General features: G+C 38.0%; 15 protein-coding genes and 1 riboswitch. Of the genes, 1 reads left to right on the forward strand and 14 read right to left on the reverse strand.

The window, feature by feature from the left end:
• Nucleotides 1-2 precede the first annotated feature (2 nt).
• From RGU12_RS16755 to zapA, 13 genes are all read right to left on the reverse strand, one after another.
• The gene (locus tag RGU12_RS16755) at nucleotides 3-1247 is read right to left on the reverse strand and encodes an aspartate kinase (protein ID WP_309537077.1); all 1245 of its coding nucleotides are present in this window, start codon (nucleotides 1245-1247) and stop codon (nucleotides 3-5) included.
• A gap of 273 nt (nucleotides 1248-1520) precedes the next feature.
• Nucleotides 1521-1699: riboswitch (Lysine riboswitch) on the reverse strand.
• A gap of 67 nt (nucleotides 1700-1766) precedes the next feature.
• Nucleotides 1767-3539 carry an excinuclease ABC subunit UvrC gene (gene uvrC, locus RGU12_RS16760; protein ID WP_309537078.1) on the reverse strand — a complete coding sequence of 591 codons (1773 nt, stop codon included), beginning with the start codon at nucleotides 3537-3539 and terminating at the stop codon, nucleotides 1767-1769.
• A gap of 170 nt (nucleotides 3540-3709) precedes the next feature.
• Nucleotides 3710-4024: a thioredoxin gene (gene trxA, locus RGU12_RS16765; RefSeq protein ID WP_116351696.1), complete on the reverse strand. Its 315-nt coding sequence runs from the start codon at nucleotides 4022-4024 to the stop codon at nucleotides 3710-3712.
• 400 nt (nucleotides 4025-4424) lie between these two features.
• Nucleotides 4425-5402 carry an electron transfer flavoprotein subunit alpha/FixB family protein gene (locus RGU12_RS16770; protein ID WP_309537079.1) on the reverse strand — a complete coding sequence of 326 codons (978 nt, stop codon included), beginning with the start codon at nucleotides 5400-5402 and terminating at the stop codon, nucleotides 4425-4427.
• Nucleotides 5403-5475: 73 nt separating this feature from the next.
• Nucleotides 5476-6252: an electron transfer flavoprotein subunit beta/FixA family protein gene (locus tag RGU12_RS16775; protein WP_309537080.1), complete on the reverse strand. Its 777-nt coding sequence runs from the start codon at nucleotides 6250-6252 to the stop codon at nucleotides 5476-5478.
• 266 nt (nucleotides 6253-6518) lie between these two features.
• Entirely contained in the window at nucleotides 6519-7292 is a 774-nt protein-coding gene (locus RGU12_RS16780; RefSeq protein WP_309537081.1) for an enoyl-CoA hydratase, read from the reverse strand.
• A 51-nt stretch (nucleotides 7293-7343) separates the two neighbouring features.
• Nucleotides 7344-7937: a fatty acid metabolism transcriptional regulator FadR gene (gene fadR, locus RGU12_RS16785; RefSeq protein WP_483867254.1), complete on the reverse strand. Its 594-nt coding sequence runs from the start codon at nucleotides 7935-7937 to the stop codon at nucleotides 7344-7346.
• 213 nt (nucleotides 7938-8150) lie between these two features.
• Entirely contained in the window at nucleotides 8151-9839 is a 1689-nt protein-coding gene (locus RGU12_RS16790) for a long-chain-fatty-acid--CoA ligase (protein ID WP_309537082.1), read from the reverse strand.
• A 278-nt stretch (nucleotides 9840-10117) separates the two neighbouring features.
• A complete protein-coding gene (locus RGU12_RS16795) occupies nucleotides 10118-10537 on the reverse strand; it encodes a DUF350 domain-containing protein (protein ID WP_309537083.1) in 420 nt (139 codons plus the stop codon).
• Between the two features lie 39 nt (nucleotides 10538-10576).
• The gene (locus RGU12_RS16800) at nucleotides 10577-12937 is read right to left on the reverse strand and encodes an endonuclease MutS2 (RefSeq protein WP_309537084.1); all 2361 of its coding nucleotides are present in this window, start codon (nucleotides 12935-12937) and stop codon (nucleotides 10577-10579) included.
• 54 nt (nucleotides 12938-12991) lie between these two features.
• Nucleotides 12992-14710 (reverse strand): DNA polymerase/3'-5' exonuclease PolX, encoded by a 1719-nt coding sequence (gene polX / locus RGU12_RS16805; protein ID WP_309537085.1) that lies wholly within the window; start codon nucleotides 14708-14710, stop codon nucleotides 12992-12994.
• Between the two features lie 229 nt (nucleotides 14711-14939).
• Nucleotides 14940-15467: a CvpA family protein gene (locus tag RGU12_RS16810; RefSeq protein WP_116351705.1), complete on the reverse strand. Its 528-nt coding sequence runs from the start codon at nucleotides 15465-15467 to the stop codon at nucleotides 14940-14942.
• Between the two features lie 6 nt (nucleotides 15468-15473).
• A complete protein-coding gene (gene zapA, locus RGU12_RS16815; RefSeq protein WP_309537086.1) occupies nucleotides 15474-15743 on the reverse strand; it encodes a cell division protein ZapA in 270 nt (89 codons plus the stop codon).
• Between the two features lie 351 nt (nucleotides 15744-16094).
• Between zapA and rnhC the strand changes: the two genes are divergently transcribed.
• Nucleotides 16095-17030, forward strand: coding sequence for a ribonuclease HIII (gene rnhC / locus RGU12_RS16820; RefSeq protein WP_309537087.1), 936 nt, complete (start codon nucleotides 16095-16097; stop codon nucleotides 17028-17030).
• Nucleotides 17031-17162: 132 nt separating this feature from the next.
• Here the strand turns inward: rnhC and pheT are convergent, their stop codons facing one another.
• Nucleotides 17163-19577 carry a phenylalanine--tRNA ligase subunit beta gene (gene pheT, locus RGU12_RS16825; RefSeq protein WP_309537088.1) on the reverse strand — a complete coding sequence of 805 codons (2415 nt, stop codon included), beginning with the start codon at nucleotides 19575-19577 and terminating at the stop codon, nucleotides 17163-17165.
• Nucleotide 19578 lies beyond the last annotated feature (1 nt).

Below are 19578 nucleotides of genomic sequence, written 5' to 3' on the forward strand. Positions count from 1 at the left end.
AATTAAAGTTTTACTTTTGCTTTTTCTTCTTCAACAGCAGCTAAATTAAATGAATCATGTAGAGCTTCAACAGCACGAACCATACTTGCTTGATCAACAACAGTTGAAACTTTGATTTCAGATGTGCTTACCATTTTCACTTCAATGTTTTCTTGTGCAAGCACCTGGAACATATCAGCCGCAACCCCTGGATTTGAAACCATTCCAGAGCCTACAATAGATACCTTCGCTAATCCATCTTCATGTTGAATGCTTTCATATTTTAATAAATCCTTATTATTTTCCAAAACAGCTAGTGTATCGCGTAAATCTTGAGTTTTTACTGAAAATGAAATATTTGTATGATTTTCATCTGTCTGGTTTTGAATGATGATATCTACGTTTAGACCATTCTTTGCGAGTGTACCAAAGATGGTTGAAAGTGTGTGTAATTCATTTGGTAATCCAGAAACTGTTACCCTTGTAATTTGGTCTTCAAAAGCAATTCCCCTAACAACAAGATTTTTTTCCATTGAAACTTCCTCCTCAATAACGGTTCCATTTTCTAGCTCTATGCTTGAACGAACTTCAAGCGGCATTTCAAAGTTTTTTGCAAATTCTACTGCACGTGGATGAAGTACACCAGCACCTAGGTTTGCAAGCTCCAGCATTTCATCATAGGAAATTGAATGAAGTTTACGTGCAGATGGGACTACACGAGGATCTGTCGTATAAACACCTGTTACATCCGTGTAGATATCACATTTGTCTGCACTCAATGCTGCTGCAAGTGCAACTGCTGTTGTATCAGACCCACCCCGTCCAAGAGTTGTGATATCTCCAGAACTGCTGATTCCCTGGAATCCTGCAACGACAACAATTTTACCTTCTTTTAAGCTATCGTTAACTCTTGAGACTTCTATATTTTCAATACGGGCATTGCTATGTATAGCCTCCGTTTCAATACCAGCCTGCCAGCCTGTATAGGATACAGATTCATACCCCTTCTCCTGTAATGCCATTGATAAAAGGGCAATTGTTACTTGTTCACCTGTACTTAACAACATATCCATCTCGCGCTTACTTGGCGAGCTTGTAATTTCATTTGCTAAGCGCACAAGCCGGTCCGTTGTTTTGCCCATTGCTGAAACTACTACTACAACTTTGTTTCCAGATTGCACTTCTTGAATAACGCGATTTGCAACATTTTTAATTCTATCCGGTGACCCTACTGAGGTGCCTCCAAACTTTTGAACGATGATCCCCATGCTTATACCCTCTCCTTCGAATAATCAAATGCGCCTTGGCGTATTTGCGCCCAGATTTTTAGGCCCACACGAGGTGGGTCACAAAGACGTTGCCACAGGATGTGGCGTTCCTAGTCTTTGATCTTATGCTCGATAACTACCTCTAAAAAATCTGAGGCATCCGCCGGAGGCACTTATTTTATTCAACTGAGGTTTAACCTCAGTTGAATAAAATAAAAAAACAGCAATGAGATTATCTCATTGCTGTGATATACGTAAAAACAACGTGTCACACCGTGAGATAGCTCTCCAAGATGAATTCATCTTGACAATCTTACGTCTCTTAAACATAAGACCAGCAAAAAAGGGTATGAGTCCTTTTTCACTTCGGCAAACTTTCCTTTCAGCAATCATCAAAGGGGCTCATCCCCCTCCTATTGCATACTGATAAAGCTTGCACCTCTATCATCACTTCAACGTAATGAAGTGTAATATTATATTAGTTAGGATTATATCAGAGTATTTTTAAAATAGCAACGACTATTCTTTTAATTTTTCATAGATAGCTTCAGCTGTAGGACGAGGAATATTAGCTTGTTGAATTTCCTCAATACTTGCTTCTTTTAACCTCTTGATTGAGCCAAAATGCTTTAGTATTGCTTTCTTCCGTTTTTCACCGACACCAGGAATATCATCGAGCACTGATTGAAAAGCACTTTTTCCACGAACTTGACGATGGAATGTTATCGCAAAACGGTGAACTTCATCTTGAATCCGTTGGAGAAGATAAAACTCTTGACTATTTCTTGGTAATTCCACAATTTCTGGCGGCTCCCCAATCAATAGCTCTGAGGTCCTATGCTTATCATCCTTCGCAAGTCCTGCTAACGGGATTTCTAAACCTAACTCATTTTCTAAAATGTCCCTTACTGCAGCGAGATGACCTTTTCCTCCATCAATGAGGATTAAGTCAGGCAATGGAAGGTTTTCTTTTAGTGCGCGACTATATCTTCTTCGCACTACTTCCCGCATTGATTCATAATCATCAGGACCTTGAACGGTTTTAATTTTATATTTTCTATATTCCTTTTTATCTGGTTTTCCATCAGTAAACACAATCATTGCTGAAACAGGGTCTGTTCCTTGGATATTCGAGTTATCAAATGCCTCAATTCGATGTGGTGTGTATATTCCCAATCGTTGCCCTAAGTTTTCAACTGCCTTGATTGTCCTTTCTTCATCACGTTCAATAAGTGCAAACTTTTCCTTTAACGCGATTTTGGCGTTTTTCGTTGCTAAGTCTACTAGTTGTTTCTTCTTCCCTCGACTAGGCTGTTGAACGTTTACCTCTAGTAATTGCTCTGCAATCTCACGGTCAATAGAACTAGGAAGTAACACTTCTTTTGGTTTAAAATGATTTTCTTTCAAATAGAATTGACCAAGGAAGGTTAAGAAATCTTGTTCTGGCTCATTATAAAAGGGGAATAAAGAAACATCCCGCTCTATTAATTTACCTTGTCGAATGAAGAAGACCTGAACACACATCCAGCCTTTATCATAAGAATAACCGAATACATCTCGGTCGATAAAATCGGTCATGGTCATCTTTTGTTTTTCCATCGTTGTTTCAATATTTGCGATTTGATCACGGTATTCTTTCGCTCTCTCAAAATCTAGTTCTTCTGAAGCCTTTATCATTTTTTCTGTTAATTCCGTTTTAATCTCTTTATACCCACCATTAAGAAAGCGAATGATGTCATCAACCATTTTTTTATTCGTTTCATCAGAAACTTCGTTCACACAAGGAGCAAGACATTGACCGATATGATAATACAAGCAAACTTTATCTGGTAGAGTTGAACATTTTCGTAAAGGATAAATTCGGTCTAATAGTTTTTTTGTTTCATTTGCTGCTTGTACATTCGGATACGGACCAAAATATTTACCTTTATCCTTCTTCACCTTTCGTGTTATCAACAAACGAGGATGTTTTTCAGCAGTAATTTTAATAAAAGGATATGTTTTGTCATCCTTTAGCATGATATTATACTTTGGATCATGTTTTTTAATTAAGTTTATTTCTAATAGGAGAGCTTCAATATTTGAAGATGTTACAATATATTCAAAGTCCTCAATCTCATTAACAAGTCTCAATGTCTTACCATCATGCGATCCTGTAAAATAAGACCGAACTCGGTTCTTTAACACTTTGGCTTTTCCTACATAAATAATAGTCCCTTGCCTGTCTTTCATTAAATAACAACCAGGCTGGTCCGGTAATATTGCTAATTTCTCTTTAAGATGATCGTGCATATTCACCACTCCATCTGTATTAAAATCTAAAGTACCTTTGTACCTTTGCACTAATTAAGCCGTACCTAATATTGTAACATTTTTACGGAGAAGTTGTATGATGAAAAATAAGGAATTCCTTTGAATAAAAAAGAGCAAACAAAAAACAGCCTGGCGGCTGTTTTTTTGGATTAATAATGGTTAGCAAGTCTATCAGCTAGTGCCTCTTTTGGTTGGTAACCAACAACTTTATCTACAACTTCACCGTTTTTGAAAACAAGTAAAGTTGGGATGCTCATTACGCCAAATTTAGCTGCAGTTTCTTGGTTGTCATCTACATCAAGCTTTACGATTTTTACTTTGTCTCCAATTTCAGAATCTAATTCTTCTAATACTGGAGCAATCATCTTACAAGGTCCACACCAAGGTGCCCAGAAATCTGCTAATACTACACCTTCTTTTGTTTCTGTGTCAAAATTTTGATCCGTTACGTTTGTAATAGCCATTTAAACCCCTCCTAAATATGTTACAACTTTGAAATTCTACCAAGAGTATAACATCTGGAATGTCATTTTACGAATGATTTGCTTCATAAAAAAACAGTTAACTAAAAACCATAGAAATGATAAGAATAGAAATTAAACCTCATTCATAATCATCTTCCCCAACTTTTTAAGCTGATATGTATGGAAACAGAAGATGCAAAATAGAAAAAGACGCCCAGAAGGACGTCTTTTTGCGTATTGCGGCGAGAGACAGCACTCCACATAGTGCTTGCCAATAGGCGTGTCTAATCGACTTATGCAATTCAGCTCATCGCTTGATTAGTATACCAGATTTTTTAAAAAGGTAAATAGAAAAATTCCCCATACATAAAGCGAGCTAGTTAGCTCGCTTCACTACGCATTATGCATTTACCTTTAGTTTCTTGAACTCTTCTGTAAGCATTGGCACTACCTCGAATAAGTCTCCAACAATACCGTAGTCCGCAACCTTGAAGATGTTTGCTTCCGGATCTTTGTTGATTGCTACGATAACTTTAGAGTTCGACATGCCAGCTAAGTGCTGGATGGCTCCAGAAATACCACAAGCGATATACAAATCTGGTGTAACCACCTTACCTGTTTGACCAATTTGAAGGGAGTAGTCACAGTAATCAGCATCACATGCACCGCGGGAAGCACCTACTGCCCCACCAAGTACATTTGCTAATTCTTTTAATGGTTCAAAACCTTCTGCACTTTTTACTCCACGTCCACCTGCAATCACAACCTTCGCTTCTGACAAATCAACACCTTCCGTTGCCTTACGAACCACTTCCTTTACAATTGTACGTAAATCTTTAATGTCAACGGATAGAGACGAAACTTCTCCAGTACGCGATTCGTCTTTTTCAAGTGGGGTAATATTGTTTGGGCGAACACTTGCGATCATCAATCCATCTGTCACAATTTTCTTTTCAAATGCCTTACCTGAATAAATAGGTCGAGTAAAGACAATATTTCCACCAACACTTTCAATTGCCGTTACGTCTGAAATCAAACCAGAATTAAGTTTACTTGCAATTTTGGGTGATAGGTCTTTACCCAATGCAGTATGGCCAAATACTAATCCTTCTGGTGATTCGGCATCAATAACAGCTAGTAAAGCTTGAGAGTAACCGTCCGGAGTATAGGATCCTAATTTTTCATCTTCTACTGTTACTACCCTGTCGGCACCGTAATGGATTAATTCATTTGCTAACGAACTTATAGAGTCTCCTACTAAAACTGCAACGACTTCGCCACCTTCAGCCACTGTTTTACCTGCTGCAATTGCTTCAAAGGATACGTTACGTAATGCACCATCTCGTGCTTCCCCTAGAACTAAAACTTTTCTTGACATTATGCCTAACCCCCTAGATTAGTTGAGTGAAATTTTTGAAATCGCATACAAAAAACATTTTTTTCAGATTCGGTTAAACTACCTTTGCTTCATTATGAAGAAGTGATACTAGTTCCTTGACCTGATCTTCTAATTCACCTTCGAGCACTCGACCCGCTTCTTTTTTAGGTGGAAGATAGATTTCAATTGTTTTTGTTTTTGCTTCTACATCATCTTCATCTAAATCTAAATCATCTAACTCAAGCTCATCAAGTGGCTTTTTCTTCGCTTTCATAATTCCAGGTAAAGATGGATAACGAGGCTCATTTAGTCCTTGTTGACATGTAACAAGTAGTGGTAAAGAAGTCTCGATAACCTCAGAGTCCCCTTCAACGTCCCTAACGACTGTTACTTTTGATCCGTCCACTTCAAGTTTTGTAATGGTCGTTACATAAGGAATATCTAAAATTTCTGCAACACGTGGACCGACCTGACCCGAACCACCGTCAATTGCAACATTTCCACCTAAAATGATATCGGCATCCTTATCTTTTAAGTATTCAGCTAATATTTTTGCTGTCGTGTACTGATCTCCATCTTCTAGATCATCTTCTGTATTAATCATTACAGCTTTATCTGCACCCATAGCTAAAGCTGTACGTAATTCTTTATCAGCTTCATCAGTCGTAGCAACTGTTACAACCGTTACTTCGCCACCATTTGCATCACGGAGCCTAATTGCTTCTTCAACCGCATATTCGTCATAAGGGTTAATAATAAATTCAGCCCCATCTTCACTGATTTGCCCATTATTAACAACGATTTTTTCTTCTGTATCAAAAGTTCTTTTCAATAAAACAAAGATGTTCATGTGTTTCCCTCCTAAGTTTTCTGTGCTTTTTTGTAGATTTGTCAAACTTTGTTGTTTTTTATATCGTTGATTCGGCTACGAGCGGACGCTTTCCGCGGGCGTGGCTTGAGCCTCCTGGTCGCTTTCGCTCCTGCTGGGTCTCAAGTCTCACGCTTTTCCCGCTGGAGTCGCCGCCCTTCGCTCCAATCAACTAGGTTTGGACTTTTTTATCTAAAAGCAACAATCTTTTTAAAAACTTTGTGTATTCCCTAAACACTTGTTATCTATTATTTCCCTTTAAACGTCGGCTGTCGCTTGTCAATAAAGGCAGATATGCCTTCTTGTCCATCCTCAGAGACGAACATTTCACCGAATAAAACAGCTTCTCGATTAACAGTTGCATCATATTGTTCATTTTTCATTGAATTTAATAATTCAATAGTTGCTTTTATCCCTAAAGGGCTTTTTTGTGCAATTTTTTTTGCAATCTCCATCGTTTCCTCATGAAGTTTTTCTTCTGGGAATGCTTGATTTGCCAAACCATACTGGACTGCCTCAACGCCACTTATCGGGTCACTTGTCCACAGCATTTGAGCAGCTTTAGCAATTCCAACGTAACGTGGTAAGCGTGCTGTTCCTGCAAATCCAGGGATAAGTCCAAGCTGCAGTTCTGGTAAGCCAAGTTTTGCTTTTTCGCTCACGAGACGGAAGTGGCAGGCCATTGCTAGCTCCAGCCCACCTCCTAAAGCTGCTCCATGGATACTTGCAATAATCGGTTTTGGGAATCGTTCCATTCTTTCAAATAAGGTTTGACCTTTTCTTGCAAGATTCGAAAATTCTTCTCCTGAGCTGATTGTTGTAAACTCTTTTATATCTGCTCCAGCTGAGAAGAATCGACCCTCCCCATGTATAACTAAAACTCGTACAGCATCATTAGACTCTAGTGTCTCTAGTAAACTTGTAAGCTCTTTCAAAACAGCGGTTGATAATGCATTTGCTGGAGGACGATTAAAGGAAATTGTAGCGATATACTCGTCAATTTTTACTTTCAAAAACTCCATCTGCATCCCTCCTAATTATGTATATGTATGTAGCACACCTCTAAAAGATAACTAGAGGTGTGTCTTTCCACAACCATTTACTAATAAGGCATGAACATCTTTCGCCAATGCTGACAAATCATATTTTTGTTCGTTCATAACCCATGTGGTTGCTGTTTCATCAATTGAGCCAAATATCATTTGTCGTGCTAACCGGACATCAAGATTTGGATTAAACTCACCGTTTTCGACCCCAAATTGGATAATGGTTTCGATTGTTCGTAAATATCCTTTTAGGACCTCATTAATTCGGTGTCTTAATTCCTTATTTGATTGTCTTAATTCTAGCTGTGTAACGATTGCAAGGTGATGATCAGCAGATAAAAGCTCAAAATGTTTTTCTATTAATGTTAATAACTTCTCTGCTGCGCTCGTTTTTCCTGCTATCTCAGCTTCAATTTTTTCAATAAACTCTCCCATTTTTTCGTGGAATAACGACACAAGAATATCTTCTTTATTTTTAAAATAAAGATAAATCGTCCCGTCTGCCACGCCTGCTTGTTTTGCAATTCTTGAGACCTGAGATTGATGATAACCATTTTCCGCGATGACAACTACTGCTGCGTCTATGATTTGCTTATATTTTGGTTTTGTTGTTTTTTTCAAGATCTTACTTCCTTTCAGAAAAATGAATGAATAGTCATTCATATTTCTATGATAAAACTTAAAACAACAACTGTCAAGAATATATTATTTAATTTGATATGTTTCTAATTGGTTTCTTTTCATTCGGAAAAGAAAAGAGAGCCATAGGCTCACATCATGGCTCGATAGCTTATGTTCATACATAGATGTCTTTGAGCTGATTGATCCTAATTCTTAATTAACTTTTGTTCTTTTTGCCTTTTCTTCTTCCACTAATACTCGTCGCAGTACTTTACCGACAATTGTTTTAGGTAATTCCTTTCTAAATTCGTACACTCTGGGAACTTTATAGGCAGCTAGATGCTTTCGGCAATGCTTATCAAGCTCTTCTTCTGTACATTGTTGACCTTCTTTTAAAACGACATATGCCTTTACTGTTTCACCTCGATATGGATCAGGAATTCCGGCAACAACAGCCTCTTGAATCTTTTCATATTCAAATAGGACTTCCTCCACTTCTCTTGGGTATATATTAAATCCACCTGCAATAATCATATCCTTTTTACGATCTACTACATAGAAAAATCCATCCTCATCCATATAGCCCAAGTCACCTGTTAATAACCAGCCATCCCGAAATGTGGCTGCCGTATCCTCTGGTTTATTCCAATATCCCTTCATGACCTGGGGACCTTTTACGGCGATTTCGCCAATTTCTCCAAATCCGACAGGGTCACCTGTTTCCATTGAAAGCACAGCTGCATCTGTGTCTGGCCATGGTAATCCAATACTACCATTTATACGATGACCCCAAAGCAAATTTGCATGTGTTACAGGAGAGGCTTCCGATAATCCATAGCCTTCTACAAGTTTTCCACCCGTTACTTTTTCAAATTGCTCTTGAACTTCAAGTGGCAATGCTGCAGAACCACTAATACACGAATCAATAGAAGATAAATCATACTTATTAAGGTCAGGATGATTCAATAACCCAATGTACATTGTTGGTGCACCTGGAAATAAAGTTGGCCTCAGCTTATGAATTGTTTTTAATGTATCCCCTACATCAAATTTTGGCATAAGAATCATTTTGGAAGCCATCATAATCGAAAGATTTAACACAGTAGTCATACCGTATACATGGAAAAATGGCAGTATTGCTAATACAGATTCTTCACCTTTTTTACATTTGTACATCCATTTTGAACACATCTCTGTATTTGCAACTAAATTACGATGAGTTAACATTACTCCCTTTGGAAAACCAGTTGTTCCTCCTGTATACTGTAACAATGCTAGGTCTTCTTCTGGATCAATTTCAATATTAATTTCTTTTGCCTCGGAATTTTTCATAATTTCCCTAAACAAGTGGTTCGTACCTTCGTGTTCAACTTTAACTACAATACCATATTGCTTCTTTTGAATGTAAGGATAAATCATATTTTTAGGGAAAGGTAGATAATCCTTAATCTCAGTCACAATAATGTGTTCAAGTCGTGTTAGCGCTTTCACTTTTGAGACGCGTGGAAAAAGGATATCCAATGCTATAATAGCTCTTGAGCCCGAATCCTTTAGATGATATTCAAGTTCTCTTTCTGTGTACAAAGGATTCGTCTGGACAACAATTGCACCAGAAAATAACACACCGTAATAGGCAATAACACCCTGGGGACAGTTTGGCAACATGATGGCAATACGATCTCCTTTTTTGATCCCTTGCTCCACCAAATAGTTTGCAAGCTTCAAAGACTCTTCGTACACCTGTGAAAAAGTTAATTCTTTTCCTTGAAAATGAACGGCAGTTTTTTGAGGATATTCCTTTGCTGTACGTTTCAAATACGTTTGAATCGGAATGTTTTCGTATTCAAGCGTATGTGGAATTTCCTTCGGATAATTTGCTAACCACGGCCTTTCTAACTCCATCTAAAAACCTCCCTTATTATCATTTTATTAAGAATACGAAGACGTATTCAGTGACCAGTTTGAATTTTCAAACCATTTATATTCATTATAGTATAATGAATATTCCGTGACAATTACATTCATGAATTGTTGTTACTTTATAGGTCATACTTATGGCATATAAATAGGGCTGATGGTTATTCCATTCAGCCCTTTTGCCTATAAAAAGAGATATAATATTCCGACCACCACAAAGATTCCACTAACAACTAACAAAATTTTCGCTAGCTTTTCCATGTCTAAAAACCACCATTTCCGATCCCAGCGCCGATTACATAAGAGAGACCCACGGATATAATCATGGATATGAACCCTACTGCTCTATTATCTTGTTGGATTTCAACATCAATATTGAACTTAGGAGTTAAAAATTCAAAAATAAAATAGCCGATTAATAGGAGGAAGAATCCAAATACGCCCCAGCCAATCATGACGAATAGTGAGTCATGGTTTTGGATGGAATAGCGAAAGATATTTGCGATTCCGAAGATTTTCCCCCCGGTTGCCATTGCAACTGACAGGTTACCTTTTTGGATTTCTTCCCAATTTTTATATTTGGTGACTAATTCAAATATGGCCATAAACAGAACCATACACAGTATAACCACACTGTAGTTAGCGGCTGTTAAAACATATTCATTATCCCAAAATTGCTCCATCATCTTCTCTCCCTATTAGAGATTGCACTTCATTCATGTTTATTTGAGTTCTACAACAGTCACGCCTGTTCCACCTTCTCCGGCTTCCCCGAATCTTGTTGATTTTACAGAGCGGTGATTTTTCAGGTATTCTTGAACTCCCTGCCTTAGGGCACCAGTTCCTTTTCCATGAATAATGGAAACACGTGGATACCCCGCTAATAAAGCATCATCAATGTATTTTTCCACTCTTGCTAGTGCATCTTCATAGCGTTCACCACGTAGGTCAAGCTCAAGACTCACATGATAATCTTTACCTCTAACTGTTGCAAGCGGCTTTGTTTCCACTGGTTTGGGGCTACTTACAAACTCGAGGTCTTTTTCTTTTACTTTCATTTTTAAAATCCCGATTTGGACCTGCCATTCATTATTTCCTGACTTTTCAACTAGATGACCCTTTTGATTTAAACTTATTACCTTCACTTCGTCTCCAGGAACAAGCTTTCTCTTCGTTTTCGTTGCAACAGATTGTTTATTTGTTTTTTCTGTAAGCTTTGGAACAGCATTTTCCAAACGTTTTTTTGCATCAATCAATTGATGTTCTTTGACAAGCGATTGTTGCTCAAGCTTCATTTTACGTAGATCACGAATGACATGTTCTGCTTCAGCTTTTGCATTTTCAACCGTTTCCGCTGCTTTTTGTTCAGCTTTTTCATATAGTTTATCACGCTGTTCATTAAATTCGATGATTTGTTGTTGTAGTTGCTTATGAAGTTTTTCAGCTTGTTTACGGATTTCTTCTGCTTCATCAAGCTCTTGCTCGGCATCCTTTTTACTTTGTTCCAAAGACGCGATCATATTTTCAACTGTGTTCGTTTCAGAGCTAATATGACTTTTTGCTGCATGTATGATTGTATTTGAAAGTCCAAGACGTTTTGAAATTTCAAATGCATTGCTTCGACCTGGTACTCCAATTAATAGCTTATAAGTCGGGCTCAATGTTTCTATATCGAATTCGACACTTGCATTAATAACTCCTGCTCGATTATAACCATATGCTTTAAGCTCTGGATAATGCGTTGTTGCGATTACCCTCGCACCACGGTTATAGACTTCATCAAGTATCGAAATTGCAAGTGCAGCCCCTTCCTGCGGATCGGTTCCCGCTCCCAATTCATCAAAAAGCACTAGACTATTTTCATCGACCCGTTTTAAAATATCCACAATATTTACCATATGAGATGAAAACGTACTTAAGCTTTGTTCAATCGATTGTTCGTCTCCGATATCAGCATATACAGATTCAAAAACAGCAATCTCTGACTCTTCCTGTGCCGGAATTTGCAAGCCTGATTGTGCCATAATGGTTAATAAACCGATTGTTTTTATTGTCACGGTTTTACCACCTGTGTTTGGACCAGTTATCACGATTGAAGTATAATCCTTACCAAGCTCAATATCATTAGGAACTACTTCTTGTGGATCAATTAATGGATGGCGCCCCTTTTTAATAAGGACATAGCCATTGCCATTAATTTTTGGTTTCGAGCCTTTTATTTTTTTACTGTAGCCGGCCTTTGTGAACATAAAATCAAGTTCACCAAGTGTCTCTACATTTTGATAAAGTGATTCTGCATCAGTTGCTACTTCATTTGACAATTCAAGTAAAATGCGGTCGATTTCTTGTTTTTCTCTTACCCTCGCCTCTTGCAATACATTATTTAGCTCAACCACTGATTGAGGTTCGATAAATAATGTGGCACCAGAAGAGGATTGGTCATGAACGATTCCACCATATGTTCCACGGTATTCTTGTTTAACTGGGATTACATATCGATCATTTCGAATCGTAATAATGGCATCAGAAAGTGTTTTTTGAGCAGTTGACGAACGTATAATATGTTCAAGCTTTTCCCTAATTCTTGCTTCACTGCTTCGGAGCTGGCTTCGAATTCCACGTAATTTGTCACTCGCACCATCCATGACCACACCATTATCATCAATACAATTCTTTATTTTTTGCTCAAGCTCAAATAAGGGAGTAATGCTTGTAACTATTTCCCCTAATATAGGAAGACTAATATCATCTACAATCATGCCCTCTATAAATTTCTTCATTTGACGTCCGGCATAAATCGTGCCTGCAATATCTAATAGCTCCATTGTATTTAAAGCTCCACCGATGCTAGCACGTTTTATGGGGGCTCTGATATCTGTTAATCCTCCTAGCGGAACATTTCCTTTTAAACGCAGTACTTTAGCAGCTTCATCTGTTTGCTCCTGCAGAAAAATAACCTCCTCTACATTTGTAGATGGAATCATTTTATCTACCTTTTCTCTTCCTAATGAGGATGAGACATGCTGTTTGAGCTGCTCCTTCACTTTATCAAACTCTAATACCTTTAAAACTCGTGGTTGCATGCTGTAACTCCCTTCCTGCACCAACTGCTTCAACATAAAGAATCCTTTTTAATCCTATACATTTCGTTTTAGATAAGCGATTAGCTCATCCTTATCCCATGTATTAATGACATTCTCCTTTTTAATCCACCCTTTTATTGCAGCGGAAACGCCATATCCCATATCCTCTAGCATGTCCATATTATGTGCATCTGTGTTAATGACTAGTTTTACTCCCTTTTCCTGTGCCTTTTTAATATATTCTGATGATAAATCTAAACGATTCAAATTCGCATTTAGTTCTAAAGCTGTATTCGTTTCTTTTGCTAACTCAATTAACATATCAACATCTACGTCATACCCTTTTCTACGCCCGATAATCCTACCTGTAGGGTGTGCGATAATATCTACATGGAGATTTTCTAGAGCGGTTTTTAAGCGCTGCATGATTTTCTCTCTTGGCTGAGAAAAGCTTGAATGGATCGATGCGATTACGACATCGACATCCCTGATAATTTCGTCGTTATAATCAAGGCTACCATCTGGTAGAATATCCATTTCAACACCTGTAAAGATTGTAAAATCGTCATATTTTTCATTTAATCTTTTAATTTCTTTGTGTTGTTCTAATAAACGCTCAGGTGTTAGCCCATTTGCCACACGTAAGTATTGGGAGTGGTCTGTAATCGCCATATAACGATAGCCTTTATTCCTGCAAGCTTCTACCATTTCCTCGATGGTGTAGACACCATCACTCCACGATGTATGCATATGGAGATCACCTTTTATATCTTCGAGCTGAATATGTTCCACTTTCTTTTGGAAAGCATCTACCTCGGAGCCATCCTCTCTTAGCTCTGGTGGGATAAAGGTGAGTCCGAAATATTGGTAGAATTCTTCTTCTGTTTCAAAGGTTTTTATTTCACCTGTTTCACTATTTTCTACGCCATACTCACTTATTTTTTCACCACGTTCTTTTGCAAGTTGCCTCATTCTCACATTATGATCTTTGCTTCCCGTAAAATGGTGAAGAGTCGTTGCGAATTCATGTGGTTTCACAAGACGAAAATCGACCGAAATATCATAGCTGTATGAAATTTGGACGGAAACCTTTGTATCTCCACTTGCTATAATGCCATTAATGCCGTTTAGCTGTAAAAGCTGTTCTCGCACTTTTTCAGGTTCATTCGTTGCAATAATAAAATCAAGATCTTTAATTGTTTCTCTCATCCGACGAAGGCTACCTGCTCGGGAAAATGTAATGATTCCATCCATCGTACTTAGCTGTTTTTCGATATCTTCAGCTAGTGCAAGCATTAAAGCAATCGGTAACCGATCTGGTCGTTTACCAAATTCCTCAATAGAAGCAAGTATTTTTTCTTCTGTTTTCTTTCCAAAGCCTGCTAGTTTTTGAATTTTTTCATTTAGGCATGCTTGTTTCAGCATTTCCATATCTTCAATGCCAAGTTCCTGATATAGCTTGGCTATTTTTTTTCCACCAAGTCCTGGAAGGTCCAGTAAAGGAATGAGACCCTCTGGTACCATTTCTTTCAATTCCTTTAAGACAGTTGATTCTCCGGTGTCGATATATTCTGTTATCACAGCTGCTGTTCCTTTACCAATTCCAGGTAATGTTGTGAAGTCATCGATCGTCGATAAGCTTCGGTCATCATTCTCAAGGGCTGCTGCAGCTTTTCGAAAGGCTGATATTTTAAATGGGTTGTCCCCTTTAAGTTCCATATAAATCGCAATTGTTTCTAAAAGACGGATTACATCTTTTTTATTGATTTTCATTGTGACCACCTACCTATTCCATACGTTTTATATTAATCTGTTGGGGTTTAAATCCCGACTGATTAATATTAGCCCGGGCGGATGCCACGATTTTCTCGAACAAGTCAAATAAAATCGGCGCAAAGGCGTATTTCTTCTATCCAAAATGATACAGATTTTTTGTGAAAAAGTCACTTTTTGTGGGTTAAAAGCTGTTTTTCATAAAAAAAACTTCTCTGTTAGAGAGAAGTTAAATCCACATATCCTTGATTTTACCTGTAAAAAACGGGGTATGTTGGACAATCATTTTAGCCATGAATGAATCATTGAGATTAGACTGAACGATTTCTACAGGGAGAAGCGCTCCAATATAAAGGATGATAAAGACAATTAAATATACTTCGACAAAACCTAGTAAACCTCCAGCCCAACCATTGATTTGTTTTAGAAGTGGTAGATTTGCGAGGAAGTCTAGCATCGATCCAATGATTTGCCAAAGGAACTTTGTTGCAAAGAAAATAATGGCAAAGGCAATTGCACGATAATAAGAAGTTTCTAAATTCGTACTTTCAAATAAAAACTTCATGGTATCGGCATCACCAAATGTTGGATATGGAATCCATAATACTAATTTTGGCATAAGTTCATCATAATAGAGGTATGCAACAATAAATGCAACAATAAACCCAGTAAGATGAACGATTTGGAGGATAAACCCTCTTTTTAACCCAATTATAAATCCCATTAAAAGGATGATTATTAAGACTAAATCGAACATTTCACGTCAATCCTTTTCATTTTTTGCTTGTTCTAACTGTTTTTCAAGCACTTCATAATCTTCTTTTAGCTTTAAATGTTCATGGACTATATTAACGGCTGTTAATACTGCCAGTTTATTAATATCAAGTGAGGAATTCTTACTACTAATTTCTCTCATTTTATCATCGACAATTGAGGCCACAAGGCGTATATGGCTTGTGCTCTCAGAGCCGATAATCGAATATTGCTGTCCATATATATCTACTGTTGTTCTTGTTTTTTGTGGCTGTGACAAGTAGTTGGCCTCCATTCTAGTCAATCCTACAAAAGGATGTTCAAAAAAGTCCGGTGAAAATGACTCGTCGAATTTCTTCGTTGGCTCGCTTTTCCGCTCCTCACGTATTAATAGCATACGTTCCGGTGCTCAAAGCTTCGCCGCCTCGAACTTTCGACGCACAGGATGTGCTAGTGTCGACAATGCCACAGGACGTGGCGTTCTTGTCGACGTGGTCCTTTTCATCCTCCTTTTTGAACACGTACTACTGATAATAATACCATGAACACGATATTTATGGAAAGAAATCTCAACAAACGTTATGATAGATTATAAAGAATAATCTCTTATTATGTAAAGGGGAAGTTATTTTTGTCTAATACTGTCCTAAAGTGTACCCCCGGTACCATTGAAAAAATGAAATTACAATATAAAAATCAATTACAAGATAAGGTCCCACAGGGTGGGGTATTTGTCGCTAAACTACCAAGCTGCACCATTACAGCATATAAATCTGGCAAAGTGTTATTTCAAGGAAATGGCGCTACGGTGGAAGCAGAAAAATGGGGAAGTTCAGAAACTTCTACTAAAACGACTCCTAATAAGAAATCTGTTGCAAAAAATAGTGGCTTGCCACCTCATATTGGAACACTATCGATGATCGGCTCTGATGAGGTTGGAACAGGCGACTATTTTGGGCCAATGACTGTTGTTGCAGCATATGTTTCGAAAGATAAGTTTGCTTTACTAAAGGAACTTGGGGTTAAAGATTCCAAGGATTTAAATGACAAACAAATTTGTGAAATTGCTGAATCGATTATTCATGTGATTCCATATAGCTTATTAATTTTATATAATGAAAAATACAATGAACTCCAAGCAAAAGGCATGACACAAGGAAAATTGAAGGCATTACTACATAACCAAGCAATTGGGCATGTCCTAAGAAAAATGGCACCTGCTACACCAGACGGAATTTTAATCGATCAATTCGCTGTTCCTGATGTGTATTTCAAGCATTTGTCCGGTCAAAAGGAGATCATAAAAGACAATGTTTATTTCAGCACAAAGGCTGAAGGGGTTCATTTATCTGTCGCCGCCGCCTCAATCATAGCAAGGTATTCTTTCATTAAGGAATTTGATAAGCTAAGTGAAAAGGCTGGGCTTGAGTTAAAAAAGGGCGCTGGAGCCCAGGTTGATGTAGTGGCTGCTAAACTGATCAAAAAGCAAGGTATAGGTGCACTACGCAGCTTCACAAAGCTTCATTTTGCAAATACAGAAAAAGCAAAGAAAATAGCTGGAGTATAAGAAAGCCAAAGACTAGCGCTGACAGAAGAGCCTTTTGCCTTCCGAAGCGATTGGCTTATGACATCGAGCCGATAGCGCCTGAATCTAGACATAAAAAATGGAGTGGTCACTTTGGACCCACTCCATTTTTTATTATGAACGCAATGTTGCATTAAATTTTTCAGCAACAGCTTTTAGTACTTTATCATGTGCTTTTGTTACTTCTTCTTCAGTTAACGTACGTTCTGGATCAAAATACTTGATTGAATAAGCAACTGATTTTTTACCAGGCTCCATACGCTCTCCTTCATAAAGGTCAAAGATTGTAACATCGCGAAGTAACTTACCTCCCGCTTCAATAATGACCTGCTTCATGTCACCAGCAGCCACTGATTGATCGACAACAAGTGCAATATCACGAGTCATAGACGGGAATCGTGGAATTGGATTATAAAGGATTTCTTCAACATCCGCTTCTAAAACATCCTTTAATGATAATTCAACTACATACGTTGGCGTTAAATCTAAGTCTTTTTGGACATTTGGATGAACTTGGCCAACAAACCCAATTTCTTTGTTATCTAATAAAACGGTAGCTGTTCGTCCAGGATGCATCCCTTCAACTCTTGCTTGTAGGAATGAAGTTCTGTTCTCAAGACCCAGCTTTTCAAAAAGCCCTTCTAAAATTCCTTTCACAACATAGAAATCCACCGCTTTTTTCTCGCCTTGCCATGTTGGTGATAACCATGAACCAGTCAGAGCAATCGCTAAGTGTTCCTTTTCATCTGGGAGTTCTTGATTCGGTCTCGCAATGAATACAGAGCCAGTTTCGTAAGTCGCCACACTATCAATTTGACGAGCTAGATTATGTGAAACAACCTCTAATAAATGCGGAAGAAGGCTTAACCTTAAAAGTGCACGTTCTTCACTCATTGGCATGGCTAAACGAATTGGTTCACTTATTTCTAATGCATATTTTTTTGCTTTTTCAGCACTTGTAAGTGAATATGTGGTGCTTTGGTATAATCCGACACCTTCTAAATATCTTCTAACTAAACGGCGCTTTGCTTGATATTCCGTTAATCTACCAGGATTTGATTCTCCAACTGGAAGAGTTGTTGGCAATTCATCATATCCGTATAGTCGTGCTACTTCTTCAATTAGATCCTCTTCAATTGTAATGTCAGGTCTGCGAGTAGGTACAGTAACATGGAAAATCTCATTATCAACACTATATGAGAATTTTAGGTTTGTGAAAATTTCCTCTACTTTTTCCTTTGAAATAGCAGTACCTAACACTTTGTTGATTCTATCAAGTGATACAGATACATTGACTGGCTGAATATCAAGTGTGTCAACAGCCACAACACCGTCAAGAACTTCACCACCAGCAAGCTCTACCATAAGTTCAGCTGCCCGGTCCGCTGCTTCTCGTGTGCGGTTTGGATCAATCCCCTTCTCAAAGCGTGAACTAGCTTCACTACGTAAACCGTGATCTTTAGATGACTTACGGATTGTACTTCCAGTAAAAAATGCAGACTCGATTAAAACGGTTGTTGTGTCATTTTTAACTTCAGAATTCGCTCCACCCATTACACCTGCAAGTGCTACTGGAACAGTTCCATTGGTAATCACAAGGTGTTCATCAGTTAATGTACGCTCTGTATCATCTAATGTCGTAATTTTTTCTCCATTTTTCGCACGTCTAACGAGAATTTCTTTAGAACCTAGTCGGTCATAATCAAACGCATGTAATGGTTGACCATATTCTAATAAAATATAATTTGTAATGTCGACTACATTATTATGTGGACGAATTCCTTCAGCCATCAGGCGTGTTTGAAGCCATAATGGTGATGGACCAATTTTTACATTCTTCACTACACGTGCTACATATAATGGATTATCTTCCTTCGCTTCAACTGAAATCGAAATGTAATCATCCGCTTTTTCCGATGTAGTAGTTACATTGGGTTGTGGTAGTTTTACGTCTTTTCCTAAAATAGCCGCAACCTCATATGCAACTCCCATCATGCTCATCGCATCAGCACGATTTGGTGTTAGTCCAAGTTCAAGAACCTTATCATCAAGATTTAATTGAGTAATTGCGTCTGTTCCAGGCTCTACCTCATGTGGGAATACAAAAATTCCTTCAGCATATTCCTTTGAAACAAGTTTTGATTCAAAACCAAGCTCTTGAAGAGAACAAATCATTCCATTTGACTCCTCACCACGAAGCTTTGCCTTTTTGATTTTAAAATTACCCGGTAAAACAGCGCCTACCTTTGCGACTACGACCTTTTGGCCTTTCGCAACGTTTGGTGCTCCACAAATAATTTGAACAGGCTCACCTTCACCTACATCAACGAGACATTTATTTAATTTGTCAGCATTGGGATGTTGTTCACATTCTAATACATGACCAACCACAATCCCGCTAATGCCTTCGCCTAAATGATCGACACCTTCAACTTCAATTCCACTTCTCGTAATTTTTTCTGCTAATTCTTCTGCCGTTACTCCTGATAAATCAACGTATTCCTGCAACCATTTATATGAAACAAACATT

It is taken from the genome of Ferdinandcohnia sp. QZ13 (assembly GCF_031324165.1).
In the GTDB taxonomy this organism is placed as follows: domain Bacteria; phylum Bacillota; class Bacilli; order Bacillales; family Bacillaceae_L; genus Ferdinandcohnia.

Coding starts and splice junctions, on each gene's coding strand:
- RGU12_RS16755 (WP_309537077.1), bottom strand. CDS start 1,247: ATGGGGATCATCGTTCAAAAGTTTGGAGGCACCTCAGTAGGGTCACCG.
- uvrC (WP_309537078.1), bottom strand. CDS start 3,539: ATGCACGATCATCTTAAAGAGAAATTAGCAATATTACCGGACCAGCCT.
- trxA (WP_116351696.1), bottom strand. CDS start 4,024: ATGGCTATTACAAACGTAACGGATCAAAATTTTGACACAGAAACAAAA.
- RGU12_RS16770 (WP_309537079.1), bottom strand. CDS start 5,402: ATGTCAAGAAAAGTTTTAGTTCTAGGGGAAGCACGAGATGGTGCATTA.
- RGU12_RS16775 (WP_309537080.1), bottom strand. CDS start 6,252: ATGAACATCTTTGTTTTATTGAAAAGAACTTTTGATACAGAAGAAAAA.
- RGU12_RS16780 (WP_309537081.1), bottom strand. CDS start 7,292: ATGGAGTTTTTGAAAGTAAAAATTGACGAGTATATCGCTACAATTTCC.
- RGU12_RS16790 (WP_309537082.1), bottom strand. CDS start 9,839: ATGGAGTTAGAAAGGCCGTGGTTAGCAAATTATCCGAAGGAAATTCCA.
- RGU12_RS16795 (WP_309537083.1), bottom strand. CDS start 10,537: ATGGAGCAATTTTGGGATAATGAATATGTTTTAACAGCCGCTAACTAC.
- RGU12_RS16800 (WP_309537084.1), bottom strand. CDS start 12,937: ATGCAACCACGAGTTTTAAAGGTATTAGAGTTTGATAAAGTGAAGGAG.
- polX (WP_309537085.1), bottom strand. CDS start 14,710: ATGAAAATCAATAAAAAAGATGTAATCCGTCTTTTAGAAACAATTGCG.
- RGU12_RS16810 (WP_116351705.1), bottom strand. CDS start 15,467: ATGTTCGATTTAGTCTTAATAATCATCCTTTTAATGGGATTTATAATT.
- pheT (WP_309537088.1), bottom strand. CDS start 19,577: ATGTTTGTTTCATATAAATGGTTGCAGGAATACGTTGATTTATCAGGA.